The organism is Xanthomonas hortorum pv. cynarae (genome assembly GCF_002939985.1).
Classification (GTDB): Bacteria; Pseudomonadota; Gammaproteobacteria; order Xanthomonadales; family Xanthomonadaceae; genus Xanthomonas; species Xanthomonas hortorum_D.
Genome location: NZ_MDFM01000013.1, coordinates 97,814 through 124,537 on the forward strand (window position 1 = coordinate 97,814; position 26,724 = coordinate 124,537).

General features: G+C 64.5%; 21 protein-coding genes and 1 pseudogene. 10 read left to right on the forward strand and 12 right to left on the reverse strand.

Going from position 1 to position 26,724, the window contains the following annotated elements; all coding sequences use genetic code 11:
* Positions 1-133: 133 nt before the first annotated feature.
* From XcyCFBP4188_RS11020 to XcyCFBP4188_RS11040, 5 genes are all read left to right on the forward strand, one after another.
* The gene (locus tag XcyCFBP4188_RS11020) at positions 134-1,531 is read left to right on the forward strand and encodes an amidohydrolase (protein ID WP_006448581.1); all 1,398 of its coding nucleotides are present in this window, start codon (positions 134-136) and stop codon (positions 1,529-1,531) included.
* Positions 1,528-2,808, forward strand: a complete 1,281-nt coding sequence (locus tag XcyCFBP4188_RS11025) for an amidohydrolase family protein (protein ID WP_104592105.1) — start codon at positions 1,528-1,530, stop codon at positions 2,806-2,808. Before XcyCFBP4188_RS11020 ends, XcyCFBP4188_RS11025 begins: the two co-directional genes overlap by 4 nt.
* Before the next feature lie 175 nt (positions 2,809-2,983).
* Complete coding sequence (locus XcyCFBP4188_RS11030) at positions 2,984-3,391, forward strand: ribosomal maturation YjgA family protein (RefSeq protein WP_425525214.1); 408 nt, start codon at positions 2,984-2,986, stop codon at positions 3,389-3,391.
* 138 nt (positions 3,392-3,529) lie between these two features.
* Positions 3,530-3,856 carry a hypothetical protein gene (locus tag XcyCFBP4188_RS11035; protein ID WP_043889875.1) on the forward strand — a complete coding sequence of 109 codons (327 nt, stop codon included), beginning with the start codon at positions 3,530-3,532 and terminating at the stop codon, positions 3,854-3,856.
* 207 nt (positions 3,857-4,063) lie between these two features.
* Entirely contained in the window at positions 4,064-5,671 is a 1,608-nt protein-coding gene (locus XcyCFBP4188_RS11040; RefSeq protein ID WP_104592107.1) for a rhamnogalacturonan lyase B N-terminal domain-containing protein, read from the forward strand.
* Between the two features lie 202 nt (positions 5,672-5,873).
* Here the strand turns inward: XcyCFBP4188_RS11040 and XcyCFBP4188_RS11045 are convergent, their stop codons facing one another.
* Complete coding sequence (locus tag XcyCFBP4188_RS11045; protein ID WP_104592108.1) at positions 5,874-6,671, reverse strand: GH12 family glycosyl hydrolase domain-containing protein; 798 nt, start codon at positions 6,669-6,671, stop codon at positions 5,874-5,876.
* A gap of 238 nt (positions 6,672-6,909) precedes the next feature.
* Positions 6,910-7,725: a GH12 family glycosyl hydrolase domain-containing protein gene (locus XcyCFBP4188_RS11050; RefSeq protein WP_043910621.1), complete on the reverse strand. Its 816-nt coding sequence runs from the start codon at positions 7,723-7,725 to the stop codon at positions 6,910-6,912.
* A 486-nt stretch (positions 7,726-8,211) separates the two neighbouring features.
* Between XcyCFBP4188_RS11050 and XcyCFBP4188_RS11055 the strand changes: the two are divergent.
* Both XcyCFBP4188_RS11055 and XcyCFBP4188_RS11060 read left to right on the forward strand, forming a co-directional pair.
* Positions 8,212-9,154, forward strand: a pseudogene (locus XcyCFBP4188_RS11055) (DegV family protein).
* A gap of 646 nt (positions 9,155-9,800) precedes the next feature.
* Entirely contained in the window at positions 9,801-10,139 is a 339-nt protein-coding gene (locus tag XcyCFBP4188_RS11060; RefSeq protein WP_006448759.1) for a hypothetical protein, read from the forward strand.
* A 41-nt stretch (positions 10,140-10,180) separates the two neighbouring features.
* Here XcyCFBP4188_RS11060 and XcyCFBP4188_RS11065 read toward each other — a convergent pair whose 3' ends face one another.
* Together XcyCFBP4188_RS11065 and XcyCFBP4188_RS11070 are read right to left on the reverse strand one after the other, a co-directional pair.
* Complete coding sequence (locus XcyCFBP4188_RS11065) at positions 10,181-11,107, reverse strand: DMT family transporter (RefSeq protein WP_006448760.1); 927 nt, start codon at positions 11,105-11,107, stop codon at positions 10,181-10,183.
* Positions 11,104-11,895 (reverse strand): PhzF family phenazine biosynthesis protein, encoded by a 792-nt coding sequence (locus XcyCFBP4188_RS11070; RefSeq protein WP_043907262.1) that lies wholly within the window; start codon positions 11,893-11,895, stop codon positions 11,104-11,106. The genes XcyCFBP4188_RS11065 and XcyCFBP4188_RS11070 overlap by 4 nt, the downstream gene beginning before the upstream one ends.
* A 130-nt stretch (positions 11,896-12,025) precedes the next feature.
* On the opposite strand from XcyCFBP4188_RS11070, the gene XcyCFBP4188_RS11075 reads away from it, so the two are divergent.
* Positions 12,026-13,435 carry an aminotransferase-like domain-containing protein gene (locus XcyCFBP4188_RS11075; protein WP_104592109.1) on the forward strand — a complete coding sequence of 470 codons (1,410 nt, stop codon included), beginning with the start codon at positions 12,026-12,028 and terminating at the stop codon, positions 13,433-13,435.
* A gap of 493 nt (positions 13,436-13,928) precedes the next feature.
* Here the strand turns inward: XcyCFBP4188_RS11075 and fghA are convergent, their stop codons facing one another.
* From fghA to XcyCFBP4188_RS11115, 7 genes are all read right to left on the reverse strand, one after another.
* Complete coding sequence (fghA, locus tag XcyCFBP4188_RS11085; protein WP_074058254.1) at positions 13,929-14,759, reverse strand: S-formylglutathione hydrolase; 831 nt, start codon at positions 14,757-14,759, stop codon at positions 13,929-13,931.
* Between the two features lie 58 nt (positions 14,760-14,817).
* Complete coding sequence (gene gfa / locus XcyCFBP4188_RS11090) at positions 14,818-15,393, reverse strand: S-(hydroxymethyl)glutathione synthase (protein ID WP_043909729.1); 576 nt, start codon at positions 15,391-15,393, stop codon at positions 14,818-14,820.
* 68 nt (positions 15,394-15,461) lie between these two features.
* Complete coding sequence (locus tag XcyCFBP4188_RS11095) at positions 15,462-16,571, reverse strand: S-(hydroxymethyl)glutathione dehydrogenase/class III alcohol dehydrogenase (protein WP_006451640.1); 1,110 nt, start codon at positions 16,569-16,571, stop codon at positions 15,462-15,464.
* Between the two features lie 63 nt (positions 16,572-16,634).
* On the reverse strand, positions 16,635-16,910 hold the full coding sequence (locus tag XcyCFBP4188_RS11100) for a metal/formaldehyde-sensitive transcriptional repressor (RefSeq protein WP_023905100.1): 276 nt from the start codon (positions 16,908-16,910) through the stop codon (positions 16,635-16,637).
* A 278-nt stretch (positions 16,911-17,188) separates the two neighbouring features.
* On the reverse strand, positions 17,189-20,785 hold the full coding sequence (locus tag XcyCFBP4188_RS11105) for a PAS domain-containing sensor histidine kinase (RefSeq protein ID WP_104592111.1): 3,597 nt from the start codon (positions 20,783-20,785) through the stop codon (positions 17,189-17,191).
* A gap of 260 nt (positions 20,786-21,045) precedes the next feature.
* Positions 21,046-21,354, reverse strand: a complete 309-nt coding sequence (locus tag XcyCFBP4188_RS23395; protein ID WP_043909724.1) for a hypothetical protein — start codon at positions 21,352-21,354, stop codon at positions 21,046-21,048.
* 211 nt (positions 21,355-21,565) lie between these two features.
* A complete protein-coding gene (locus XcyCFBP4188_RS11115) occupies positions 21,566-22,666 on the reverse strand; it encodes a glycosyltransferase (protein WP_104592112.1) in 1,101 nt (366 codons plus the stop codon).
* Positions 22,667-22,803: 137 nt separating this feature from the next.
* On the opposite strand from XcyCFBP4188_RS11115, the gene XcyCFBP4188_RS11120 reads away from it, so the two are divergent.
* Together XcyCFBP4188_RS11120 and XcyCFBP4188_RS11125 are read left to right on the forward strand one after the other, a co-directional pair.
* Positions 22,804-23,523, forward strand: coding sequence for a response regulator (locus tag XcyCFBP4188_RS11120; RefSeq protein WP_095575415.1), 720 nt, complete (start codon positions 22,804-22,806; stop codon positions 23,521-23,523).
* Complete coding sequence (locus tag XcyCFBP4188_RS11125; RefSeq protein ID WP_006451635.1) at positions 23,520-25,028, forward strand: ATP-binding protein; 1,509 nt, start codon at positions 23,520-23,522, stop codon at positions 25,026-25,028. Before XcyCFBP4188_RS11120 ends, XcyCFBP4188_RS11125 begins: the two co-directional genes overlap by 4 nt.
* 248 nt (positions 25,029-25,276) lie before the next feature.
* Here the strand turns inward: XcyCFBP4188_RS11125 and XcyCFBP4188_RS11130 are convergent, their stop codons facing one another.
* On the reverse strand, positions 25,277-26,641 hold the full coding sequence (locus tag XcyCFBP4188_RS11130) for a glutamate--cysteine ligase (protein ID WP_006451634.1): 1,365 nt from the start codon (positions 26,639-26,641) through the stop codon (positions 25,277-25,279).
* Between the last annotated feature and the right edge of the window lie 83 nt (positions 26,642-26,724).

Below are 26,724 nucleotides of genomic sequence, written 5' to 3' on the forward strand. Positions count from 1 at the left end.
TCCCCTGACGAATACGGCACAGCATGCACGCGCGGATGTGATGAGCCCGCCGCCACCGAGGGCGCAGCACTTGGCAAGCACGCCGCCGGCCGCTAGGTTTGCTGCTGACGTTTTCGTTGCACCGGGGAAATCCATGCGTTCCATCCTGTTCGCCGCGCTGGGCGCGGCTGTGCTGTGCGGGCCTGCCACTGCGGCATCGCGGTTCGTGCAAGACCCATATCCCAGCACCTATCACGCGCTCGCCTCCGGGCCGGTGCTGATCCAGCACGCCACCGTCCTCACCGGCACCGGGCAGCGCCTGGACGATGCCGATGTGTTGCTGCGCGACGGCAAGGTGTCTGCGGTCGGGCGCGGGCTGGAGGCGCCGGCCGATGCACGTCGCATCGACGGCACCGGCAAGTGGGTCACGCCCGGCATCATCGACGTGCACTCGCATCTGGGCGTGTATCCCAGCCCAGGCGTCAGCGCGCACAGCGATGGCAACGAGATGACCGCACCGGTCACGCCCAATGTCTGGGCCGAGCATTCGATCTGGCCGCAGGACCCGGGCTTCGGCACCGCGCTGGCCGGTGGCATCACCTCGCTGCAGATTCTGCCGGGCTCGGCCAATCTGATCGGCGGGCGCGGCGTCACGCTCAAGAACGTGGCGTCCACCACCTACCAGGGCATGAAATTCCCGGGCGCGCCCTGGGGCCTGAAGATGGCCTGCGGCGAGAACCCCAAGCGCGTGTACGGCGAGAAGGGCGGCCCCGCCACCCGCATGGGCAATGTGGCCGGCTACCGCGCCGCGTTCATCGATGCGGCCGAGTACCTGCAGAAGAACGCGCCTAAAAAGACGACCAAGAAGCGCCACTGGTGGAGCCGCGGCGGCGACAACGACAGCAGCGGCGATGCCGGCGGCAAGCGCGATCTCAAGCTCGACACGCTGGCCGGCGCCATCAACGGCGACATCCGCGTGCATATCCACTGCTACCGCGCCGATGAGATGGCGACCATGCTCGATCTGTCCAAGGAGTTCGGCTTCCACATCGCCGCCTTCCACCACGGCGTGGAGGCCTACAAACTGGCCGACCGCCTGGCGCAGGAAAACGTCTGCGGCGCGCTGTGGGCCGATTGGTGGGGCTTCAAGATGGAAGCCTTCGACGGCATCCAGGAAAACATCGCGATGGTCGACCGCCCGGCCAACAGCTGCGCCATCGTGCATTCGGATTCGGAAGAAGGCATCCAGCGCTTGAATCAGGAAGCGGCCAAGGTGATCGCCAATGCGCGCCGCAGCGGCACCGAGATTGCGCCCGAGCGCGCGATCCGCTGGCTCACCAGCAACGCCGCCAAGGCGCTCGGCATCGAGAAACAGACCGGCGCATTGGAGCCGGGCAAGATGGGCGATGTGGTGGTGTGGAACGGCAATCCTTTCAGTTCCTACGCGCTGGCCGAACAGGTCTATATCGACGGCGCGCAGGTCTACGACCGGCATAACCGCGCACTGCAGCCGGTGTCGGACTTCATGCTCGGCCAGGAGGTGGCACGATGAGCCGCGCAACCTTCGTTCGCCCGCGTCTGCGCGCGATCTCGGCAGTGGTCATTGCAGTGCTTGCACTACCCGCATTCGGCCAGCAGGTGCTGATCCGTGGCGCCACCGTCCACACTGCCACCGCACAAGGCACGCTGCGCAATACCGACGTGCTCGTGCAGGGCGGGGTGATCCGCGCCATCGGCAATCACCTGGCCGTGCCCACCGATGGCCGCGTGGTCGAGGCCAAGGGCCGTCCGTTGACGCCGGCGCTGTTCGGCGGCATCACCGAGATCGGCATCGAAGAAGTCTCCGGCGAAGACAGCACCGTGGACAGCGGCGTCAAACTGAGCGATCAGCCGATGCGCCCGGAATTCGACGTTACCCTGGCCTACAACCCCGACTCGGTGCTGGTGCCGGTGGCGCGCGTGGAAGGCATCGGTTTCACTGCGTTGGGCGCGACCACCAGCGGCGCGTTTATCGCCGGACAAGGCGGCATCGTGCGGCTGGATGGCAGCCCCGACCCGATCGGCCCGCATGCCCTGTTTCTCCGCATCGGTGCAGCCGCATCCGACCTCACCGGCAGCTCGCGTGCCGCGCAGTGGATGTTGCTCGACCAACTGGTTGCCGAAGCGCGCGGGCGCGTGCCGGCCGATTCGCCGCATGCGCTGCTGACGCCGGTCGGCCGCAGCGTGCTGGCCAAGTACCTGGCCGGGCAAGGCCGCATCGTGGTGCAGGTGGAACGTGCCGCCGACATTCGCCAGTTGTTGCGCTGGGCGCAGCGCGAAAAGGTGCGCATCGCCATTGCCGGCGGTGCCGAAGCCTGGAAGCTCGCACCGCAATTGGCGCAGGCCAAGGTGCCGGTGCTGGTGGATGCGCTGGCGGATCTGCCATCCACCTTCGACCAGATCGGCGCAACGCTGGAAAACGCCGCACGTCTGCGCGCCGCCGGCGTGGAGGTCAGCTTCACCCAGAGCGGCGATGCCTCGCACAACGCACGCAAGCTGCGTCAGTTGGCCGGCAATGCGGTGGCCAATGGACTGCCGTGGGAATCCGGCCTGGCCGGGCTGACCCGCGTGCCGGCGGAGATCTTCGGCGTGGCCGATCGCATCGGCAGCATCGCGGTCGGCAAGCAGGCCGATCTGGTGCTGTGGGACGGCGATCCGCTGGATGTCGCCCACTATGCCGAACAGGTGTGGCTGGGCGGCCGCGACATGCCGATGCGCTCGCGCCAGACCGACCTGCGCGACCGTTACATGCAACAGGCCGGGCCGTTGCCGCGTGCGTATCTGAAGTGAGCGTGCTTGTAACGGGCGTGCTTGTAACGGGCGTGCTTGTCACGCGCATGTTCGTAGTGAGCGTGTGCGTGATGTGCTGCACCGCTGCCCACGCAGGAAGGGGGATTGCGCCGCGCGGCGCCACCCTTACAGAGAGCACACACGGCTGTCATCTGGCAGGCACCCCCTGATGCCGATGTCCCCACGCGCACGCGTGCTCTACCTGCTGCTCGCACTCGCCGTGCTGCTGATCGAAGTGGCGATCGGCGCCGGTCGGCTCGGTGGGCCGTGGGTGCGCGGCAGCCTGGGCGATGTGTTGGCAGTGATCCTGGTCTACTGCGGATTGCGCGGTGTGCTTGCGCTCTCACCGCGTTGGGCGGCGCCGCTGGCGGTGGCGACCGGGTGCGTGATCGAAGGCTTGCAGGCGATCCATCTGGCCGACCGGCTCGGCCTGCGTCCCGGCAGCGCCGCAGCTATCGCGCTCGGCAACACCGCCACCCTGCACGATCTGGCGATGTATCTGGTTGGCGGTGGCGTGGCGTACATTGGCGATGTGCTGTCATGCCGTGTCGCTGCGTCTTCCGGGCGACATCCGCAGCAGTGATGCACTCCCCCGGGTCTACCGTATGTCTTGCGTTTCACCATCGGCACTGATCGAAACAGTCGCGGCCTTGCACCGGCAGACGCGGCCGATCTGCATGGCAGGGGTACCGCGGTGACCTCGCTGTTCCAGGGCAGCGGATTGCGCTCGATCGATCGCGTCGTGCTGCGCCAGGCACCCGCCAATCTGCAACGTGGTCTGGAAGCGGTGGGCGGGCGCTTGATCCTCACTGCCGATGCGCTGCACTTTCAGCCGCATGCCCTCAATATCCAGACCCAGTCGTTGACCGTGCATCTGGCGCAGATCGAGGCGATGCAACTGCGCTGGACACGCTTGTTCGGCTTGCTGCCGGTTGCGCCGACCTCGCTGGTGGTTCAACTGGACGATGGCGGCGAACATCGCTTCGTGATCGGCAAACGCGAACAGTGGGTGCTGGCGATCCAGTCGGCGCGCGACGCGCTGCACTGACGCATGTCACCGCAGTGAAATGCAGGCAGCACCGTCCATCGGTCGCTTCGCGCCTCCAGGTTGCAGACAGAGAGCGTGACCTCCACTGCGTTTCGGCACGCCACTTCGAACAGGGCGCACGCTCTGTACGCGTGGTCATCGTTGTCGCTGTCCAGCTCGCCTAGCATCGCGCGTCGGCATCACAACGCGCCCCACTCGGAGATCGATATGCCCCGCCCTACCCTGCGCATCCTGGCATGCGCACTGTTGTTCTACGGCAGCGTCAACGCACCTGCCATGGCGGCCTTCGGCGTGACCCGCAGCGGTGATCGCTTCATCGTGGACACCGGCGCCCAACTGGTGTTTTCGGTCAACGCCGGCAATGGCGATATCGTGTCGATGCGTTATCGCGACAACGAGTTGCAGACCACCGAGTCCAAGGGAACGCAGCTGGCCTCGGGGCTGGGTAGCGCCAGCGTGGAGGCGCGCACGGTGGGTGGGGCGATCGTGGTCTCGGCCAGGGCCGGCGACCTGACCCAGTACTACATTGCACGCACAGGCCGCAACGCGATCTACATGGCAACCTATGCACCGGCACTGTCGAAGGTCGGCGGCGAAGAGCTACGCTTCGTCACCCGCTTGAATGTCGCCAAGCTGCCGAATGCACAGCAGGAACCCGATTCCAACGTGGGCACGCCGGTCGAGAGCGAGGATGTGTTCTTGCTGCCGGATGGACGCACCAGTTCCAAGTTCTACTCGGCACGCCGCATGATCGACGACAAGGTGCATGGGGTCAGCGGTTCGGGGGTTGCGGCGTTCATGCTGATGGGCAATCGCGAGCGCAGTTCCGGCGGGCCGTTTTTCAAGGACATCGCCACGCAAAAAACCCGCGTGACGCATGAACTCTACAACTACATGTATTCCGACCATACCCAGACCGAGGCGTTTCGCGGCGGTTTCCACGGCGTGTACGGGCTGCTGTTCACCGATGGCGGTGCGCCCTCCAGCGCGCAACTGGACACCAGCTTTGTCGACGCCAGCCTGGGCCTGAGCGGTTATCTCGCCGATGCCGGGCGCGGTGCGGTGAGCGGCCGCGTCAGCGGCGTGTTGTCCGGCCAACCCGCCGTGATTGGCCTGCGCAGCGACCAGGCGCAGTACTGGGCCACGGCCAATGGCAGCGGCGACTACCAGCTTGCCGGTGTGCGCCCGGGACGCTATCGCATGACGCTCTACCAGAACGAACTGGAAGTGGCCCAACGCGATGTCGAAGTGTTTGCCAATGCGACGGCGCAAGCCGCGCTACAGGCAGTGGCATTGGCGGGCACGCCGAAGTGGCAGATCGGCGTTGCCGATGGCACGCCCGCCGGTTTCCGGCATGCAGACCTGTTGCCGCGCGCGCATCCCTCCGACAAACGCATGAGCTGGGTACCGGTCACCTACACCGTTGGCTCCAGCAGTGTGAGCAGCTTTCCGGCGGTGCAGTGGCGCAGCTTCAACACGCCGAACCGCATCGACTTCACCTTGGCGGCCAATGAAGTGCGTGGCTACCGCCTGCGTATCTTCGTACCACTGAGCCAGGTCAGCGCGCGTCCGCAGATCAGCGTCAATGCGCGCTGGAATGGACCGCTACCGGCCACACCCAACCAACCCAAGACGCGCGCCATCACCCGTGGCACCACGCGCGGCAACAACACGTTGTACGAGGTGGATATTCCTGCCTCGGCGCTGCAGGCCGGCAGCAACCGCATCGAGATCGGCGTCGCCTCCGGATCGCCGGACGATGGCTTCCTCAGCCCGGCGTTCGTGTTCGACAGCATCCAGCTGGTGGCGATGTAAGGCACCTGCCCCTGCCACCCACCGCGCACAGACACGTGCGGTGGGTGGCACAGCTCAGGAACGACGACACACGACCACCGAGCAGCGCATCGAATGCGCCTGACCGCTGATTGCAATCGGCCCATGCGATCCCTGCGCCAGAGTCCGCGGGAGCATGCCGCTTCCAGCTGCCGACTACACAACAGATCGTTGATCGCCGCGCTTATTTGGCGGTGATCGCCCCACTCAGCGACACCGAACCCATCCCGCCGGTGACTTCGAAGCCGCCCTCCACCACCTGCAGATACAACGCGTTGCTGTAACGGCCATCGCCGCCACGCAACTCCTGCAGCCTGGTCAAGAACGCCTTGACGTCCGCAGTGAGATGGCCCTTTGCCGGCAACGCGTTGCTGTTACCGGCAGTGCCATGCGGAATGAAGGTGTACACGTAATAGCCTGCAGCGGAGTTATTGCCTTCCCACAGGTCATAGGTGACGCCGCCGGAGGTGATGGCATTGGCGGTGGTCAGCGTACCCAGCGGATAGGAATTGTTGGCGCCCCAGATCATCACTTCCAGCTGCGGGTCGCCCTTGCTGGCGTCCTTGCGGAAGAACAGATCGTAGGCAAAGTCACCGGTCTGCCCGCTGCCGCTGGTGGTGAACGCCACTGCGCCGCTCAGGCTGCCGATCTTGGACACCTGATGCGGAAAGTAGCTGTCGGTGGCCGGGTTCATGGTGTAGTGCCAACCGCGGCAAATGGCCGGATAGCCATACAACGTTCCGCTGGGCAGGTTGTAGGTCACGATCATGCTCGGCGTACTGCCCGAGCCGAAGCTCGCCTTGATGTTGTTGTTCTTGTCGTTGAAATTATTGTTGTAGGCGTACTGCGTGCCGTAGACCTTGGTCTCGCCGGTAGCGGCGCTGGCGCTGGATGCGACCAGCACCAAGGCCAACGCCACAGCGCGCGGCAACCGGTTGGAACCAGCGGACGTCAGCGAACGGAAGCTGTTGTGCAACTGCATGGGGTGGACTCCGATGATGGATGGATAAACGTTCGTCCACCAGCGTGCAGCGCAACGCGCCGAGCGGTGAACGAACGACCATTACGCATCCGGCGCCATCGCCGCATTGGCGTCACTGGCAACGGACACCCTCGCGCTGACGGGGCGAGGACGTGGCCATCCCTGCAGACCGATCACCGTGGCCCCGTCCGATGCGCGGCGCATGCATGCGCCGCGCACAAGACCACGTTATTGCAGCTTACTGTGCGTCGAGTGTGGCGCTGACCTTGGCCCAGCCATTGCCGCGCACCACTTCAAAACCCGCTTCGACCGCATGCAGATACATGCTGTTGTTGTAGCGCCCATCCTTGGACCGGTTGGTCTGCAGCCAGGTGAGGAACGGCTTGGCATCCACGTTGAGGCTGCCGCTGGTCTTGAGCGTGGGCTGGCCGGCAGTGCCGGTCGGGATGAAGGTGTAGACGTAGTAGCCGGCACCGGAGTTGAAGCCTTCCCACAGGTCGAAGGTGCGTCCACCGGCAGTGATCACATTACTCGCGGTCAGCGTGCCGATCGGCCAGGAGTTGTGGTCGCCCCAGATCATCACTTCCAGCTGCGGATTGCCCTTGGCGGTATCCCAACGAAAGAAGATGTCGTAGGCAAAATCGCCGGCCAGATTGCTGCCGCCCGCGCTATAGGTGAACTTGAGCGGGATCTTGCTCAGCGAGGAAATCTGCTTCGGGAACAAGGTGTCGCTGGTCGGATTCCAGTCGTAATGCCAGCCGCGCACGATCGCCGGGTAGCCGTAGAGGTTGTAGTCGGCGAAGTTGAAGGTCACGGTCAACTCCGGCGTGCTGCCGGTACCGAAGGTGCCCTGGATAATGTTGTTGGGATCGTTGAAATTGTTCACCCACGCATAGTGGTTGCCGAAGATCTTGTAGGGCCCGGCCAGTGCCGCCGGCGCGAGCGCCACCAGACCGATTGCCAATGCTGCTTTCCACCAGCGCGATGCGCGCCGCCGCATGGTCGGCGCCTGCGCACCGGTGTGAGTGAGGGTGCTGGATTGGCTGTTGTGCATTTGACTCTCCGTGTGGGTTCCGCGCGGCAACGCCAGTACGGCGTTGTCGAAAACCGCCTTGCAGCGGTGGCGTCGGACCCTAGCAGCGCCGTTGTGAGCGGAGCTATAGCGATTCCGGCAGCCCTCGCTCGCCATGCACCATAGCAGGTGCTATCTGGCACGCGAAGCGTGCGCGAGTCCTCAGTTTGTGTTCGTTATCGGCTGCCAGCAGGATGTATCAGTCAGAAGGCACACAACGCCGCGATCAGGAATGGTGCAGAGCCGCATCACGCGCAGGCAGCGATTGCGCCACACAAGCGATCGCTTGTGCATGCCCTGCACGATGCATCTGTGGCTGCTGCCTGTCGTCACTGGCCGCTGCATCACGCCGATGAACGCGTCACCTTGCACCACGACAGCGACGCGCCAGGCGATAGTCCTACGCGCCACGGCCGTTTTGCGATAGCGTTCGCACTACAGACGACGCAACAGCCGAAGGGGGCGACGATGCGCATCGGAATCGTGGTGGACAGTGCGTGCGATCTGCCGCAGGACTTCATCCAACGCAATAACGTCATCGTGCTGCCGATCAGCGTACGCATCGGCGAAGCAGTGCTGGCCGATCACCGCGATGAAGAGGCCACGCTGAGCTTCCTGCACGCGCATGTGGCCGAGCGCGGTCACGAGGCGGAGACCACACCGTTCTCGGTCAATCAGATCCGCGATCTGTTCCTGCAGCGGCTGGTCATCGATTATGACCACGTGTTCTGCCTGACCATCTCCAAGCTGCGCAGCCAGATCTTCGATAACGCCATGCAGGCCAGCTTCGCGATCCTCAACGACTACAAGCCGATCCGCCAGGCGGCCGGCCATACCTCGCCGTTCGCACTGCGCGTGATCGATACGCTCAACCTGTTCGCCGGCCAAGGCATCACTGCGGTGGAGGCGGTGCGTCTGCGCGAGCAGGGCCAGGGCGTGGCGGCCATTCGCGCCCGGCTCGAGCAGCTGTCCGAACACACTTACGGCTACATGATTCCGCGCGATCTCTATTACCTGCGTGCGCGTGCCCGCACCAAGGGCGATCGCAGCGTGGGCTTGATCAGCCGCGTTGGGCAGTGCGCTGGATATCAAGCCGGTGCTGCGCGCGTATCGCGGCGTCACTGAACCGGTCGCCAAGTTGAAGGGCTTCGAGTCATCCGCAGAGAAGCTGTTCGGCTTCACCGTGCGCAAGCTCCGCGAGGGCTTGATGACGCCCACCGTATGCGTAGGTTACGGCGGCGAGCTGACCGAGTTGCACGCCCTGCCCGGCTACGCAGCCTTGCAGGCCGCCTGCCAGAGCCACGGTGTGGAATTGTTCGAAAGCATGATGAGCCTGACCGGCATGGTCAACGTGGGCAAGGGCGCACTGGCAGTGGCATTTGCGGCCGAGCCGCATAATTTTTCTGCCTGAAGCATGGTAGGTCGATGGCTTTGCAGCCAAGCGGCAGCGCTATCGCCTTGCAACTGATTCGTCTACATCGTGCAATCAGCTTACGGCTACAGAGATAATGTCGAATCGTTTAGATGTATTCAAAAGCTGAGTCATTCGAGGGCGCGGTGCCCTCACCGCTCGCGGGACACGCCGCAAGTACGTCCCTGTAGGCTCGGTGGCGGCATCCATGCCGCCACACGGTCCCGCAATCGGCGAGGACACCGCACCGGGGAATTTACAGGTTGCTTTGCTGAAAACCCTGCACACCGACCATCTCGACTGGTCCTTGTCCGCCCACCGTCGCGGGACCTTACGCGGCATGGATGCCGCGTAAGAGCCTACACGGACGTACTTGCGGCGTGTCCCGCGATGGTGGGCGGGCAAGGGCCCACAGCCAAGCTACAGATCAGCCGCTCTACAACTGAGCTATCCCCACTGGCCAACCACTCCAGAACAACCGAGAGTTGGCGTCATAGCGTCATATAGACGCAATCGAATGCTGAGGTCAAAAGCTTGGTTCCAAGTAGAAGTGGGTCGCAGAGAGCTACATGCCTGCACACCTGTCGACGGAATACTCACCGCCGCTGCACTAACGTGCCAACGTCATCCACCAGAGTCTTCGCACATGCCCGTCAGCTATTCGATCAGCCTGCCCGACCCCAAGCTCGCCCGCGGCAGCGATGCGAGCGTGAGCTTCAGCGCCCATGGCGCCGAGGCCTTTGCCGAACAGCTGCAGGCCGCCCTGCGCGACCCGGCCTGGTTCGATCGCTGGCGCCAGCTGCAGGCCGACCCGGACGCGGTGGATCCCAGCCTCGGCGTGACCGATCCCTCGGCCACGGTCACCGGCAAGCAGGGCGACCTGCGGATCGATCTGGTCGCCACCACCAGCATCCCCGGCGACCTGCTCAAACAGCGCATGCAGGCGCTGGCCGGACATCACTGGGAACTGCGCGACGTGCGTTGAAGCTCGCTGCCGCCGCGCGTAAGGCGCGGCGGCAACTCCACTCAGGTCAGCGCGCTGTCCGCCACCCGCCGCGGCCAACGCCACTTCAGATTCACCGCCAGCGTCCCGATCACGATCAACGCCAGGCCCAGCCATTGCACCGGTACCAGCGCGTGGCCGTAGAGCAGATAGTCCAGCAACAGCGTGACCAGCGGATAGACGAACGCCAGTACCGCAATCGTGGCCACGTGCAGATGGCGATAGGACGAATAGAACAGCACATACACGATACCGCTGTGGATCACGCCCAGGCCCACCAGCCACAGCCAATGCAGGCCTGGATGCAGCGCGGCGCCACTGGAAAACCCTGCCAGCAATAAGGTGCCGACCCAGCATTGGACGGTCACCACGGCCAGTGGCCGCTCGCGGCTGATGCGGCGCGACATCAGCAACGACGCCCCGCACAGCAATGCCGCCAGCAAGGTGAGCGCGATCCCGATCAGATAACCGCGATCGGCCGCCTGCCAGAGCCGCGCCGGATCGGCCGAACAGGCCACACCGACGAATGCCAGAAACGTCCAGCCCAGATCGACACGCCGCGTGCGCTCGCCCTGCAGCAATGCAGCAAGGATCAACATCACGAACGGAAACACGTGGTAGACCATCGTCGCCACACCGATCGACGAGCGCGCCATGCCGGCGAACAACGCCACCCAGTTCAGCACCAGCAACACACCGCTGATGACCGCATCGCGCAACAGCGCACGCTCGCGCCACAGGCCGCGCAGCTGCCCACCGATCAAACCGCACACCGTCAGAAACAGCGCACCGAACAGGCAGCGGTAGAACACCGCAGTCACCGGATCCTGCCCGCTTTCGTGCACAAACACGCCCACCGACCCGATCAACACTTCGGCCACCAGCAATTGCCAGATTGCACGTCGCGCAGCGCCCGCCGAGGTCGCTTGAGCAGACAAGGACACGCTCATAGCGCAATCGCTCCCTGCAGATACTGCACAGCGCTGCCGCGCACGTACACATGCTGCGGCTCGACCCGGCAATCGAGTTCACCGCCGCGTGCCGATGCCTGCAGCGCCCGCAGCTGCGTCCTGCCAAGCGTTTGTGCCCACAGCGGCGCCAACGCGGCATGGATCGACCCGGTCACCGGATCCTCGCTACCGCCATTGGCCGGCCAGAAATAGCGCGAGACGAAGTCATGCCCGACACCCGGCGCGGTGACCGCCACATCGCGCGGCGCCAGCACCAACATCCGGCTCAGATCGGGCGTTACCTCACGCACCTGTCCTTCATCGGCGTAGACGGCGATGTAGGCCTGCGCGTTTGCATAGACAGCCTGTGGCGCGATCGACAACGCCTCCAACAAGGCTTGCGGCACTACCGGCACCAGCGACGGCATCTGGTTGGGGAAGCGCAGCTCGAAGGTACTCTCGGCCACCCTGGCGACCTCGATCTCACCGACGGCAGGCGCGCGCAATCGCAACGGGAATGCAGCGCCTTGATGCATGGCAATCACCAACGCGCTGGCCAAGGTCGCATGCCCGCAGAAGCCGACTTCCTTGATCGGAGAAAACCAGCGAATGTCGAATACCCCGCTCTCGTCGCGCACGAAAAATGCGGTCTCCGACAAATTGTGTTCGCCGGCAATCGCCTGCATCAGCGACTCCGGCAACCATTCCTGCAACGGCACAACAGCCGCAGGATTGCCCTTGAAACGCACCGAGGTGAACGCATCGACGATAAACACAGGAAGCAGCACGGCCAACCTCACAAAAGAAAACAACCGCCTGGCGCACTCACCGGGCACAGCCAGTCTGCAGCGCAGTACACGACCATGACAGATTCAGATACGCTGTAAATCGACCAATACAGATAAAGGGCGCCCGCACATGCTCCTGTACGAATCGCTGGCCACCCAGCTGCGCCAGCAGATCGAAGACGGCACCCTGCGTGCCGGCGAGCGCCTGCCCTCGATTCGGCAACTGGCCGCCAATCACGGCATCAGCACGGCAACGGCAGTGCAGGCATGCCTGCAACTGGAACGCGAAGGCCGCGTGCAGGCGCGGCCGCGCTCCGGCTACTTCGTGCGCACCACCGCCTCTGCATTGCCTGTCGCTACACCCGCAATGCGTCGGCGCAAACCCGGCATGGTCGACAACCCTGCCTTGCAGCGCGTGCTCGACACCCTGGCGCGTACCGACCTGCTGCCGTTGCACACCGCCACTCCCGCGCCGGCGTTGTTGCCGGCTGCGCACTTGGCCGCCGCCCTGTCGCGTCAGTTGCGGCGCCAACGCACCGCCGCACTGGACTACGCACCGCCACAAGGCCACGCCGTACTGCGCCGGCAGATCGCACAGCGCTACGCACACTGCGCAACCACCGTAGCCGCAGAAGAAGTGGTGATCACCGCCGGTGCGATGGAAGCGATCAGCCTGGCACTGCGCACCCTCACCGCACCGGGCGATGTCGTGCTGGTGGAAACACCCACCTACCACGGCATCCTGCAGGCGGTGGCCACATTACGACTCAAGGTGCTGGAAGTCCCCAACCGCGCCGGCCATGGCATCGATGTCGCGCGCCTGGACGCGCTGCTGCAACGCACGCCGGTGCGCGCAGCAGTGCTGGTGCCCAACTTCAACAATCCCAACGGCAGCCTCACCCCCGACAGTGCCAAGCGCGCACTGCTCGATAGCTGCGCACGCCACGGCACCGTGGTGATCGAAGACGATATCTACGGCGAACTGGATTGGTCGGGCCAGCGCCCACGCCCGCTACGCCACTTCGACACGCATGCCAATGTGATCACCTGCGGCTCGTTCTCCAAGGTACTGTCGCCCGGCATGCGCGTGGGGTGGTTGCTAGGCGGCGACTGGACCGACGCCTTGGTGCGCGCCAAATACTTTTCCACCGTCGGCAGCGCCAGCCTGCCGCAACTGGCGCTGGCCGATTATCTGGCGCAACACGATCTGGAACGGCATCTGCGCAAGCTACGCCGCACCCTGGCCGACAACGGCCAACGCCTGCGCGATGCGATCGTGCGGCATTGGCCTGAGGGCACGCGGGTGGGCGACCCGGCCGGCGGACTCTCGCTGTGGCTGCAATTGCCCGATGGCGGCAGCGGCCAGGCATTGTTCGAAGCCGCATTGGCCGAAGGTATCGGCACCTCGCCGGGCCATCTGTACTCCAGCCGTGGCGACTACGCCGATCATCTACGTCTCACCTGCGGCCAGCCGTGGAGCGAGATGCTGGAACGCGGAATGCGGCGATTGGGCAGGCTTGCGGCGCAGGTGGCGCGTTAGCTTCGTCGTTGACATCAACTTTTGAATTGGCGTTGACGTCAGCTGTTGCTGTTGCTGTTGAACAAAAACAACGATGTCGCCGGCATCTACTCGACGCGGACTTTCAGATACGCAATGGCGAGCCCCTCTCCCCACGGGAGAGGGGTTGGGGTGAGGGTACGGGGCGAAGCCGTCGTCACTTTCAAACTGCACGAGGCTTCGCCCGTACCCTCATCCGCCCCTGCGGGGCACCTTCTCCCGAGGGGAGAAGGGAAATCAGCTCGGCGCTTTATTCATGCCACCGGTCCAGGCAACACGGCAACGCAAGCAATGCAACGCACGCAACTGCGCGAGCTCTACTGCCGCGCACACGCCACAAAGTTAACAAACGCAACAAAGGCAACAAAGGCAACAAAGGCAACAAAGTTAACAAACGCAACAAAGGCAACAAAGGCAACAAAGGCAACAAAGGCAACAAACGATCGACTATTTCCACAATCAAGCAATCAAGCAATCACGAACGCAACGCCGCAGCATGATGCGCAATATGCTCGCCGATAAAACTCGAAATAAAGTAATAGCTATGGTCGTAACCAGGCTGCAGACGCACCGTCACCGGATAACCCGCAGCCTTTGCAGCTTCTTCAAATAGCGCAGTTTTTAGCTGATTCTCAAGAAATTCATCTGCACCGCCCTGATCGATCAACAGCGGCAAGCGCTCCTGTACCTGCGCGATCAACGCAGTCGCGTCATACGCTTTCCACGCATCACGGTCCGGCCCCAGGTACTGGCCAAACGCCTTCTCGCCCCACGGCACCTGGCTCGGCGCGACGATCGGTGAAAATGCAGACACGCTGCGATAGCGGCCCGGATTCTTCAATGCGATGGTCAAGGCGCCGTGCCCGCCCATCGAGTGGCCGCTGATCGCGCGCGCGCCGGTGGTGGCGAAGGTCGCTTCGATCAACGCCGGCAATTCGTTCACCACATAGTCGTACATGCGGTAGTGCGCCGCCCACGGCTGCTGCGTGGCATCGACGTAGAAACCGGCGCCCTTGCCGATGTCGTAGCCGTCCGCGTCGGCCACCTCGTCGCCGCGCGGGCTTGTGTCGGGCGCAACCAGGATCACGCCATGCTCGGCGGCATAACGTTGCGCGCCGGCCTTGCTGATGAAATTCTGTTCGGTGCAGGTCAGGCCGCTGAGCCAGTACAGCACCGGCAGCGGGCCATCGGCGGCCTGCGGTGGCAGATACACGCCCACCTGCATGCTGCAGTTCAAGCTCTGCGACTGGTGCCGGTAGACATCTTGCCAACCGCCGAAGCAGGCACGGTGTTCGATACGTTCCATGAGATTCCTTCGATAAAAACCTGCGGCCGACATGGCTGCCGGCCGCGGGGTTGGGCGGTCAGTGCAGCAGGCCCTTATGGCGTGCCACATTGGCCGCCAATGCATCCATCAATCCCGGCGACAGGCAGTCGTACGGGGTCAAGCCGAGCTCGTTGAGGCGCGCGCGTACGCCGTCCATGTCATCCGGCGGCGTGCCGGTTTCGATGATGGAGGACACGAACGCCGCAAAGCCCGGCGGTGACCAGCCCGACTGCTGCGACAACTCGGTATGGATGAAGTCCAGACCATAAAACGCATGGTCCTTGTTCTCGATGCGGCCAATCATATGCACGCCGCAACCGGTACAGGCGTGGCGCTGGATCGCCGCGCTTTCGTCGACGATCTTGAGCTTCTCCGCATGCGCGGTGACCGTGACCTTGTCGCGCGGCACCACTGCAATCACCGAAAAGGTCGCGCCCTCCGGCTTCCAGCATTTACTGCAACCGCAGGCGTGGTTATGCGCGGTCTGCGCACCCACGTCCACGGTCACCTTGTCGCTGGCGCAATGACATTCAAGGGTTCCCCCCTGAAAGCTTTCTGCACCTCCACGCGCAACACCACTGTCTACCGAAGGATGAATCGAGACGCTGGTCATCATGCCCCTCCCGGAGTATCGGGTACCACGTGCGCGGAAGCGGCCGCGCGCCGATCCTGGCCGTACGGTCAGAAGTGAATCACGGTGCGGATCGACTTGCCTTCGTGCATCAGATGGAAGGCCTCGTTGATCTCTTCCAGCGGCATGGTGTGGGTGATGAACGGGTCCAGATCGATCTCGCCCTTCATCGATTGCTCCACCATGCCCGGCAATTGGGTACGTCCCTTGACACCGCCGAAGGCCGAGCCGCGCCACACGCGGCCGGTCACCAGCTGGAACGGACGGGTACTGATTTCCTGGCCTGCACCAGCCACGCCGATGATGACGCTCTCGCCCCAGCCCTTGTGGCAACACTCCAGCGCCGACCGCATCACGTTGACGTTGCCGATGCACTCGAAACTGAAGTCCACGCCGCCATCGGTCAACTCGACGATGACCTCCTGGATCGGCTTGTCGTAGTCCTTGGGGTTGATGCAATCGGTGGCGCCCATGCTGCGTGCCAGATCGAACTTGCCCGGGTTGGTGTCGATGGCCAGGATGCGCCCGGCCTTGGCCTGCACCGCGCCCTGGATCACCGCAAGACCAATGCCGCCCAGGCCGAACACCGCCACGCTCTCGCCGGGCTTGACCTTGGCAGTGTTGTGCACGGCACCAATACCGGTGGTGACGCCGCAACCGAGCAGGCAGACCTTCTCCAGCGGCGCTTCCGGGTTGACCACGGCCAGCGAAATCTCCGGCACCACGGTGTACTCGCTGAAGGTGCTGCAGCCCATGTAGTGATAAATCGGCTCACCGTTGTACGAGAAGCGCGTGGTGCCGTCGGGCATCAGGCCCTTGCCCTGCGTGGCACGCACTGCCTGGCACAGATTGGTCTTGCCGGACAGGCAGAATTTGCACTTGCGGCATTCTGCGGTGTACAGCGGGATCACGTGATCGCCGACCTTGACGCTGGTGACGCCCTCGCCGATCTCTTCAACGATGCCGCCGCCTTCGTGGCCCAGCACGGACGGGAAGATGCCTTCCGGGTCGTCGCCAGACAGCGTGAACGCATCGGTGTGGCAGACGCCGGTGTGGGTGATGCGGACCAGCACTTCGCCGGCCTTCGGCGGTGCGACGTCGATTTCGACGATTTCCAGCGGCTTGCCGGGTCCGAATGCAACTGCTGCACGGGATTTCATTGGATGACGCTCCTGACGATGAGATTCAAGGACGGGTGCGGCATGCGCCGACCCGGTGGGAGTTCATTTGAGGTAGGACCGGACCAGGCCGAGCAATTCCTGCACCCGCTCGGCGCGTTGCGCATCGGACGTTGCGGCATGTCCGAAATCTTCCCGGATATGTGCTTCAAGCACCTGCGACATCAGCCCATTCACGGCCCCCCGGATCGCGGCGATCTGCTGCAAGACAGGCGCGCAGTCTGCGCCTGCCTGCAGCGCCCGCTCAAGTGCATCGCACTGTCCACGCAAGCGGCGCACGCGTGCTAGCGCCCGCTTTTTCTCTTGCGGCGAATGCGGCATGACGGCTCCGATCCAGATACTGGGGGGCAGTATATGGATTCGGACGAAAAAAGCCATGGGCATCGGGGGCGTTGTGTCGAAGATGCCGGCTGGCAACTTGATGTTCGATCAACGCAGATGCGCGCGAGAATGCCGCCAACAGGGACTGTGGCGCGGCCTGTGCACAGACACGCACAGATCAAAATTTTCTGCCCTGCGCAGGAAATCCGCAACCGCAATCAGCAAAGTGGCCGCAGTGCAGCATGACGGTGGCTGATGTGCACGGGCAGCATCCAGCGTCATCCCTCATCTCCCTCCAGGCGCATGCTTTCCGACACCGGCAGCTCGATGGTGCAGCGCACCCCATCCGGGCCAAGCTCATAAGTGGTTTCGGCCTGCAGTTGATACGGCAGCGCGCGCTCGATCAGCTCGCGGCCGTACCCGGAGCCTTGTGGCGCTTCGCCGGGCGTTGGCATGGTCACGCCGGTTTCGCTCCATTCGATCCGCAGCCGCGTGCCGTTACCGGTGCGCAGCAGGCGCCAACGCACCTGCAACTGGCCGCCGGGTTGGGCGAGCGCGCCGTACTTGTTCGCATTGGTCGCCAGCTCATGCAGCGCCAGCGCAAACGTCTGCACGGTGCTGGAGCGCAGACGCACGCCACTGGGGCCATCCAGCACCACCTGCTCACCCTGGCCTTGCGCATCGATTGCGCCCATCGCCGAGAGTTCGACATGGATCAACTCATCGAACAGGATGCGATCGCCGTCGTTCAGGCGCGAGAGCAATCCCTGCACGCGCGCCAGCGCGTCCAGCCGGTCGTTGTAGATCAGCGCCAGCTCGGCGATGGTCTTGCTGCTGCGCTGGGTGCGATTGAAGACCACACGCACCACGCCCATCAGGTTGCGCGTGCGGTGCTGCAGTTCGGCCAGCAACACCTGCTGGCGATCTTCCCACTCCCGGCGCCGGGTGACGTCCTGGCCGATCTTGAGATACCCCAGCGGCTCGACACCGCCATCGCGCAGCGGCCGGGTCGCCCCTTCGATGAAGACGCGGCGGCCGTCCTTGCATTGATGCCAGCGGACATTGGGGGCAAAGCCGGTGTGGTGCGCCTGTTCGATCTCGCGCTGCGGCACCCCGGCCAGGCGATCTTCTGCAACGAAGGTCATGGCGATGTGTTGCCCCACCGCTTCTTCGGCGGTCCAGCCGAACACCGCTTCGGCACCAGGGGGCCAGGTCTGGATGTAGCCACTGGTGTCGGTGGTAAAGATCGCGTAATCCAGCGCGTTTTCAAGAATCACGCGATAACGCTCTTCGCTTTCGATCAGCGCGCCCTGTGCGCGTGCGCGCTCCAATGCCGCCCAGGTGCGCTCTGCGGTTTCCTCGGCCAGCCGGATCTCGGCGGCCGTCCAATCGCGCGCAGTGCGCTGATTGACCACGAAGCTGGCAACCAGCTGGCCGCTCTTGATCAGCGGCACCACGATCAGCGCACCGATGGCATTGCCCAGATAGGCCGCGCGCTGATCGTCGGGCAATGCCGCATCGATGGCAGTGTCGCGCACCACCCATGTCTGCGCGTCGGTCAGCAATGGCATCGGCCAATCGCTCAGTGCGAAGCGCCGCGCATGACTGGTTTCGCCGGGTTGATGCCAATCGCGTTCCACCACGTACTGCTGCGCTTTGCGATCCACTTCAACGTAGTACGCGCGGCCGGCATGCAAATGCTCGCCCAGCACGCACGCGGCGTTGCCCTGGATCGCGGCCGGGTCGCTCAGCGGCCGCAGCGCATCGGACAGCTTCAACAAGAAGGCATTGCGATCCTGCACCTCGCGCAATGCCGCTTCGGCCAGCTTGCGGTCGGTGATGTCGAGCACGAATTCGAAACCGGTTCCATCCGGCAGCCGCTTGGCGGCGAACAACGCCCAGCGAAGCGAGCCGTCCTTGCGCAGATATTCGCGCTCATACGGCGTGGTGCTGCCGTTGGCTTTCAACTCCTGAAAGGCCTGCGCGGTCAAACCACGCGAGGTTGCCGGGGTCAGGTTCTGCCAGGTGAGCGCGCCTGCTTCCACATCCGCACGGCTATAGCCACTCATCTTCAGGAACGCATCGTTGGCGTCGGTAAGCCGGCCATCCATATCGAAATATGTCGCGCCTACGGTTTCGATCGTCAGTGCGGTGCGGAAGCGCTCTTCACTGGCACGCAGCTGCTCCTGCGCACGTTTCTTGTCGGAGATATCGCGAAAATACACCGACATGCCGCCATCACCGGTGGGATACAGACTGATGTCGACCCAATGCCCCAGCACCGGTGAGGCGACATCCAGGCGAACCATCTGCCGGGTTTGTGCGGCCTGCAAATGCGCGGTATGCGTTGCAGAGCCGATCAAATCGGCAAACTCGTCCCAGATCACCTTGCCCAGCAATTGCGCACGCCAGCGTGCCCACAGCGCCTCGGCCTTGCGATTGATATAGGTAAAGCGCCACTGCGCATCGACGCCATAGAACGCATCGGAAATGCTTTCCAGAATGTCGCGGTTACGCTCTGCAAGCACGCCCAGTTCGGCCTGCACTTGCCGCTGCCCGGTCACGTCCTGCACCACGGTCAATCCACCGGTCACCTTGCTGCCATCGCGTAACGCAACGGCGGTGACACGTAGCCAACGTTCGGTAGTGCCATCGAGATGGCGGAAATCCACCGGCGCTGTGGTGTCTTCGCCGCGCAACGCACGCGCGCCGGGAAACTGCTGCGGTGGCACCGGGTTGCCTTGCTGGTCGACACCCTTCCACTCCTCTCCATGCACGCTATCGCGCGAGGGAATGCGATCGGTCAATTGCTCGCTCAGCTGCGGGTTCTTGTAGGTGAAACGGCCTTGCGTATCGAACAGACCGACGCCGATCGGAATCTGATCGAGCACCAGCGCCAGCCGCGCCTCGCTGTCGCGCAGGCGTTGTTCGGCCTGCTTGCGTGCGGTGATGTCGGCGGCGGTGCCGAACCATTCGGTGATGTTTCCATCCGCACCTAGTGCCGGCACGCCCTTGGTGGCGATCCAGGCCAGGCTGCCGTCCGCACGTCGCACCCGATGCTCAAAAATGATCGGTGTCTTTGCATGGATGCCGGCATCGATCTTTTGCCGCACCATTGCCCGATCGTCATCGGGAATGTAATCCATCAGCCAGGCGCGATTGGGATTGACCGTATCGGCCAGAAAGCCTTTACCGGTCGATGTGCGCATCTCGCCCCAATCCGAGCTCATCCGGTAATGCACTTCGGAACTTACCAGCGACAACGCAGCCAGCCGCGACTCGCTGGTCCGCAATGCCGCCTGAGCACGATTGCGTTCGACATAGTCGGCGGCGGTCCACGCAAGCAGTTCGAGCAACCTGAGTTCATGCCCCGCCGGGCGGTACGGCATGGTGAATTGCGTACTGAGCAAGCCGAGCAACACGCCGGCACGATTGAACAGCGGAGTGAACTGCGCAGCACGAATCCCACTGCACAGCGCGGCCTCGTAATCCGGCGTGCACTTGAGTGGGGTGAACGTTTCGATGTCTTCGATCACCAGCTGCCGGCGCTCGCGGCGCACGGTATCGCAGGTCGCCTGAAAACCGTCCTTCAAGAACTGCTGCACGAACGGGCTACGCTCGTCATGCCCGCGATAGACGCGCAGTTCCATGTCGTTGCTGTGCTCGTCGACCAGTTGCACGCAACCGCACTCGGTGCGCGCGAACGTGCAGGCAAGCGCGGTGATGTCCTGCAGCGCTACACGCATGTCGCTCTGCGCTGCAAGGCTGACCTGTAGCGCGTGCAACTTGCGCATGCCGGCCAGCTCTTCCTGCATGCTTGCAGCGCTTTCGACACGTTCCACGTTGTCGATCTGCTCGCCAGGCGCACGTTTCATCGTGACTGGTTTCTCCCTGCGCGCATTATCCGATCTCTCGCCAAGGGTGAAGCGACACAATGCGTAATCGCGAGCGAAGAGGCTGTAGTAGCGTGCTCGACATCTGCCGTGCTGGTGCACGCGCAAGCCTGCGTCTTTGGATGCGCAGCCGACGCGACCGCAAGGTGGTGGTCACTACTTGCAGCGTCATCTGGCGAAACACCGGCCCTTCTGCTGTACGGCAACATCCGCTTGCGGCAAGTTACCTGCGCGCATCGGTCTCAGCCGTGACGCGGCGGCGGCTCGAATCCCTCCGCCTCCAGGCATAGCAGCAACGATGACGGCAGCGGCCCAGGCGGTGGCGCATCCGGCACCGGCAACGCGACGTCTTGCGCCGTAGCGCAGGCCTGCAGCGCTGCATCGAATTCGGGATCGTGCGGCGGCGGTGGGCCATGATGGCCGCGCTCAGGCGGCGGCGGTGACAGCGGCGGCGCGCCACCTGGAGCGCCGCAGAGGCTGGCGCAGCCGCCCAGGCTCAGTACGGCAAGCAGCGCAGCGGTGACGGCAAAGCCGGGGCGTGTTTGGACCATCGTCGATCTCCCTGGATGGATGCACACGTGTGCGTCGTGCATGCACGTGGCAGGGGCGGGCGACGCCCGCGCTTTCGTCCAGCAAAGCCTTGCATGTGCGTGTGCCGCGCATGTGTCGCGCGCGTGTCGCCATCCGCCAAGCGCAGGCGTGCGACGGCATGCGCTGATCGCGCCGCTACCCCTGCTGCACAAACGCGCAAGCGCTAACGCGTCAGTTCTCGACGACGGCCGGTGCCACGCTGACGGCGGCGTCAGCGGCATTTTCAGGCAGCGATGCCATCACCGCAGCGCGAAAGCGCGCAGCGAATGCGGCATCGTTGGCCTGATAGAAGGCACGCGCATTGGCCGATAACTGATCCAGCTGCGCCTGTGGCAACGCCAATGCGGTTTCCACCGCGTGCGCGATTCCCGCCGCATCGACGTAGTAATACGAGGCCAGACGCCGCTGGCGCACGTCGGCCACCGGAATCAGCACGCCGTTCTCGGGCCTGACCAATTCGTTCATCGGCTCGCCGTCGGTCGCCAATGTCACCGCGCCCACGCTCAACGCTTCCATCAGGTAATGACCGAAACCTTCGGCTTCTGACGGGCAGATATGGAACAGATGCGCGTTTTGCAGCCGGCGCAGTTCGGCATCGTCGAGATAGCGGACCCGGTGATCGATGTTGGCAGCAACCACCGGTTTGCCGGCGGTGCGTGGGCTCTGCACCACGGTCAGCAGCGGCCACTCCGGATGCTGCTTCCAGGTCTCCAGCAGCACGCGGGTGCCCTTGGCGGTGCTGCGCCCGGCCAGATGGAAGAATGCACGCTGACGCAGCACCCGTGGGTCGTATCGATCCGGGCTGGTAAATCCGATGAACCGCGTGGTGCAGCCCAGATTGCGAAAGATCCGCTCGGCGTGATGGGTCTTGCACAGCACCGCGTCGAAGCGCGGCAACCGCGGCAGCCACTTGGGCAGCATCCACTCCGGATTGGGCACCAGCAGGTTGGCCTGGCCCAGCGGCAGGCAGCGCGCATACACACGTTCGGAAAAGATCTGCACCGGCACCCGCCCGAACAGCGCGCGGCTGGCCCACAGACGGGTTTCGCGCAGGGTGTCGTGCAGACGCTGGCTGGTGAATCCCACTTCCTGCACCGGCACACCGCCAGCACGCAGGGTCTGCGCCATCAACACCATGTCGCGGGTCAGGCCCACGCCGTTGTCGCGGCTGATCACCCGCATCATCGGAAACGCCTTGTCATGCGCGCACTCGCCATTGCAGCGGCACAGTGTCGATGTGATGGATTCCTTGGCGATGTCCGGTTCTGTCATGTCGCGCCACACGTATGCCAATGGATGACAAATTCAATCATTATGATGCGTGCTCCAGCCTTGCAACTGCGAGCACCATGTATCCGGTAGCCACCACACTGCGCGGCCAAACCTCCGCGCCACCGACGATGACCTCCATGGACCTGCAACAACCCTGCGTTCTTGTGGTTGACGACGACCCGGACCTGCGCAAGCTGATCGGCGAGTTCCTGAGCGCCCACGGCTACCAGGTGGACGTTGCCGAAAACGTGGCGGAGATGCGCAAGAGCATCGCGCAGCGCCGCCCGGACCTCATCGTACTCGACGTGATGATGCCCGGAGAAGACGGGCTGAGCGCGGCCCGGGCCCTGGCCAGCGAGCGCGGTTCACCCGCGGTCATCATGCTCAGCGCGTTGGGCAACGACACCGACCGCATCATCGGCCTGGAAGTGGGCGCCGACGATTACCTGGCCAAACCCTGCAATCCACGCGAATTGCTGGCCCGGGTGCGCGCCCTGCTGCGCCGCAGCCAGGCCAGCAACGAGCAGGCCGACCACCGCGGCAACGTCTACGAGTTCGCCGGCTGGCGGCTGGATGTGGTGCGCCGCGACCTGCGCGACCCCACCGGCATCTTCATCAACCTCTCCGACGGCGAGTTCGCGCTGCTGCGCACCTTCGTCGAGCATCCGCAGCGGGTGCTGAGCCGCGACCAGCTGCTGGACTATGCGCGCGGCCGCGATACCGATGTCTACGATCGCGCCATCGACAGCCAGATCAGCCGGCTGCGCCGCAAGATCAACGAACGCGTGCATACCGAGCTGATTCGCACCGTGCGTAACGAAGGCTACATGCTGCTGCCGGGCGTCTCGCGTCTGTGAGCAACCCGGCACGTCGCGGGCTGTCGATCTTTGCGCGGACCTTCGTGTTGCTGGCGGTGGCCCTGCTCACCGCCCAGGCGGTCGGCATCGCCCTGCTGGTGATGCGCACCCCGGTCTACGAGCCGCCGGTGCATCCGCCGGAGGTGGTGGCGCTGCTGTCCACGCGCATGCCGGCCGGCACCCAGACCTTGACGGTGCGCGAGTCCGCGCAGTCCCCGCTGCCGCCAGCAGGCCAGGTGCGCGATGCGTTTGCCGAAATGCTGCTGGCGCATTGGCTGGATGTGCCCGAGCAGCGCGTGCGCTTCTACCGCAGCGCCGACGATCGCCCGGGCCCGCGCGTCGGCATGTCGCTGCCGGGCCAATCGCAGGCGTCCGAGGCCAATGACGGCGATGGCAGCCCTGCCGGCAATCGCCGCGCTGCCTTGCAGAGATCGCCGCCAGAGCCTGGTGACTGGCACCGCGAGCGCCATCCCGGCGCCTCGCCGTTCGGCAACGGACTGCGCCCTGACGACGCCCCCGGCGCCTGGGAAAGCGAGCGGCTGACCCCGGGCGTGCCACTGCTGGACGGCTTCACCGCCGCGCTGCAGCAGCCCGATGGCCGCTGGCGCACGGTGGAATCGCCGCCACGGCGGTTGTCGGCCGAGTTCAAGACCCACGTGGTGCTGCTGTTTCTGGCCGGCCTGCTGGCCAACGTGCCGCTGGCGTGGTGGTTCTCGCGTGCGCTGTCGGCGCCGATCAAGCGCTTTGCCGAGGCCGCCGACCGGCTGGGCCGCAACCCGGATGCCGCCGCACTGCAACGCAGCGGCCCGCCGGAGATCGTGCGCGCGGCCGACTCGTTCAATGCGATGCAGGCGCGCCTGAACCGCCTGATCAACGAGCGCACCCACATGGTGGCGGCGATCGCGCACGACCTGCGCACGCCGCTGGCGCGCCTGTCGTTCCGTCTGGACGGCCTGCAGCCTCCGCTACGCGACAAGGCACTGGCCGACATCGACGAGATGAAGGCGATGATTTCCGCCGCGCTGGATTTCATCCAGAACGATCGCCACCGCGGCGAACGCGCGCCGCTGGATCTGCGCCTGCTGGTGGAAAGCGTGGTCGACAACGCCACCGACATCGGCGCCGAGGCCGAGCTGCTGCCCGGCCCGGCGATCACCCTGGATGGCGACCCGCTCGCCTTGCGCCGCGCGGTGATGAACCTGCTGGAGAACGCGCTGAAGTACGGCAAACGCGCGCGCCTGCAGCTGCAGCGTGACGGCGAAGACGGCGTGCTGTGGATCGACGACGACGGCCCCGGCATCGACCCGACCCAGCGCGAACAGTTGCTGCTGCCGTTCGTGCGTGGCGAGTCCTCGCGCAACCGCGACACCGGCGGCATCGGGCTAGGCTTGTCGGTGGCGCACAGCATCGTGCTGGCGCATGGCGGCGACCTGCGCCTGGACAACCGTGCCGGCAGCGGTCTGCGCGTAACGGTGCGCCTGCCGTGCATGCCGGAGCGGCGCTAAGCCTGGATCGGATCGAGGGTCTTTACCGGACCCGGACGCGCTGATTGCGAGTGCGGCAGCGCGCGCGTGATGCCATCGCCTGCGTGTCACGCTACCGAGATCGCCGCGACGGGAGGTCGCCGGAGCACCGCATGCGCGATGAGGCGGCAGCTAATGGCGCCTCATCGCACTCAGGTCAAGGCGGGCAGAACTGCAGCGGCGCGCCACATCGGCAACCCACCGCAGCCCTTCAACCCACGCTTGCTCACTCAGTACGCAAACTCGCGGAACACCCGATCGATGTCGCCGTTCCATGCGCCGTGATACAGCGCCAGCTTGCGCTCGGCGGCGGTGACACCGCTCTCGGCGATCTCGGCGATCACATCCACAAAGCCGGTTTCGTCCTGACCGTCGGCATTCAAGCGCGCCCGCCGACGCAGGCCTTCGCGCGCGATCTTGACCGCTTCCACGGCCAAATCGCGCACCGTGCCGTGACGGAACGGCAGCCCGAGCGCATGCTTGGGCACACCATCGCGCAGCGCGTGACGCTCGGTAGGGCTGAAATCCTTGACCAGATCCCAGGCCGCATCCAGCGCGGTGTCGTCGTACAGCAGCCCCACCCAGAACGCCGACAGCGCGCACAGGCGGTCCCACGGGCCGGCATCGGCGCCACGCATTTCCAGATACTTCTTCAAGCGCACTTCCGGGAACGCGGTGGTCATGTGGTCCGACCAATCGCGCAGCGTCGGCAATGCACCCGGCAATGCCGGCAGCTTGCCTTGCATGAAATCGCGAAAGCTCTGCCCGCTGGCATCGACATACACACCGTCGCGGTACGAAAAATACATCGGCACATCGAGCAGGTAATCGACGTAGCGCTCGTAGCTGAAGCCGTCTTCGAACACGAAGTCCAGCATGCCGGTGCGATCGGCGTCGGTGTCGGTCCAGATGTGCGAGCGGTAGCTCAGGTAACCGTTGGGCTTGCCTTCGGTGAACGGCGAATCGGCGAACAACGCGGTGGCGATCGGCTGCAGGGCCAGCGACACGCGGAACTTCTTGACCATGTCCGCTTCGGTGGCGTAATCCAGATTGACCTGCACCGTGCAGGTGCGCGTCATCATGTCCAGGCCGAGCGAGCCGACCTTGGGCATGTAGTTCTTCATGATCTGGTAGCGGCCCTTGGGCATCCACGGCATTTCATCGCGGCGCCACTTCGGCTGGAAGCCCATGCCGAGAAAGCCCAGCTGCAACTCACCGGCAACCTGCGCCACTTCGTCCAGATGGGTGCCGGTTTCCACGCAGGTGTGATGCAGGGTCTCGACCGCTGCGCCGGAAAGTTCCAGCTGCCCGGCCGGCTCCAGCGTCACCGAGGCACCGTCGCGCAGCAGCGCGATGGTATGGCCGTTTTCCTGCACCGGCTCCCAGCCGAAGCGAGTCAAGCCGGTCAGCAGCGCCTGGATGCCGCGCGCGCCTTCAAAGGTGGGCGCGCGCAGGTCATCGAGCTGGAAGCCGAACTTTTCGTGCTCGGTGCCGATCCGCCAGTCCGCGCTGGGCTTCTCGCCGGAGGCAAGTACCTGGACCAGCTCCGCGCGTTCGGTGATCGGCGTTTCGGCAACGTGGCTGGGACTCGACAAGGGCAGGCTCGCAGACGTGATGAAGGGGGAACGATGTGGGGATACTCCCCTGCCACCGCAAGGCCCGCACTATAACCGCCCGG

Coding starts and splice junctions, on each gene's coding strand:
- XcyCFBP4188_RS11045 (WP_104592108.1), bottom strand. CDS start 6,671: ATGCAGTTGCACAACAGCTTCCGTTCGCTGACGTCCGCTGGTTCCAAC.
- XcyCFBP4188_RS11075 (WP_104592109.1), top strand. CDS start 12,026: ATGCTCCTGTACGAATCGCTGGCCACCCAGCTGCGCCAGCAGATCGAA.
- gfa (WP_043909729.1), bottom strand. CDS start 15,393: ATGACCAGCGTCTCGATTCATCCTTCGGTAGACAGTGGTGTTGCGCGT.
- XcyCFBP4188_RS11025 (WP_104592105.1), top strand. CDS start 1,528: ATGAGCCGCGCAACCTTCGTTCGCCCGCGTCTGCGCGCGATCTCGGCA.
- XcyCFBP4188_RS11020 (WP_006448581.1), top strand. CDS start 134: ATGCGTTCCATCCTGTTCGCCGCGCTGGGCGCGGCTGTGCTGTGCGGG.
- XcyCFBP4188_RS11065 (WP_006448760.1), bottom strand. CDS start 11,107: ATGAGCGTGTCCTTGTCTGCTCAAGCGACCTCGGCGGGCGCTGCGCGA.
- XcyCFBP4188_RS11100 (WP_023905100.1), bottom strand. CDS start 16,910: ATGCCGCATTCGCCGCAAGAGAAAAAGCGGGCGCTAGCACGCGTGCGC.
- XcyCFBP4188_RS11115 (WP_104592112.1), bottom strand. CDS start 22,666: ATGACAGAACCGGACATCGCCAAGGAATCCATCACATCGACACTGTGC.
- fghA (WP_074058254.1), bottom strand. CDS start 14,759: ATGGAACGTATCGAACACCGTGCCTGCTTCGGCGGTTGGCAAGATGTC.
- XcyCFBP4188_RS23395 (WP_043909724.1), bottom strand. CDS start 21,354: ATGGTCCAAACACGCCCCGGCTTTGCCGTCACCGCTGCGCTGCTTGCC.
- XcyCFBP4188_RS11040 (WP_104592107.1), top strand. CDS start 4,064: ATGCCCCGCCCTACCCTGCGCATCCTGGCATGCGCACTGTTGTTCTAC.
- XcyCFBP4188_RS11030 (WP_425525214.1), top strand. CDS start 2,984: ATGTCCCCACGCGCACGCGTGCTCTACCTGCTGCTCGCACTCGCCGTG.
- XcyCFBP4188_RS11120 (WP_095575415.1), top strand. CDS start 22,804: ATGGACCTGCAACAACCCTGCGTTCTTGTGGTTGACGACGACCCGGAC.
- XcyCFBP4188_RS11060 (WP_006448759.1), top strand. CDS start 9,801: ATGCCCGTCAGCTATTCGATCAGCCTGCCCGACCCCAAGCTCGCCCGC.
- XcyCFBP4188_RS11095 (WP_006451640.1), bottom strand. CDS start 16,571: ATGAAATCCCGTGCAGCAGTTGCATTCGGACCCGGCAAGCCGCTGGAA.
- XcyCFBP4188_RS11050 (WP_043910621.1), bottom strand. CDS start 7,725: ATGCACAACAGCCAATCCAGCACCCTCACTCACACCGGTGCGCAGGCG.
- XcyCFBP4188_RS11105 (WP_104592111.1), bottom strand. CDS start 20,785: ATGAAACGTGCGCCTGGCGAGCAGATCGACAACGTGGAACGTGTCGAA.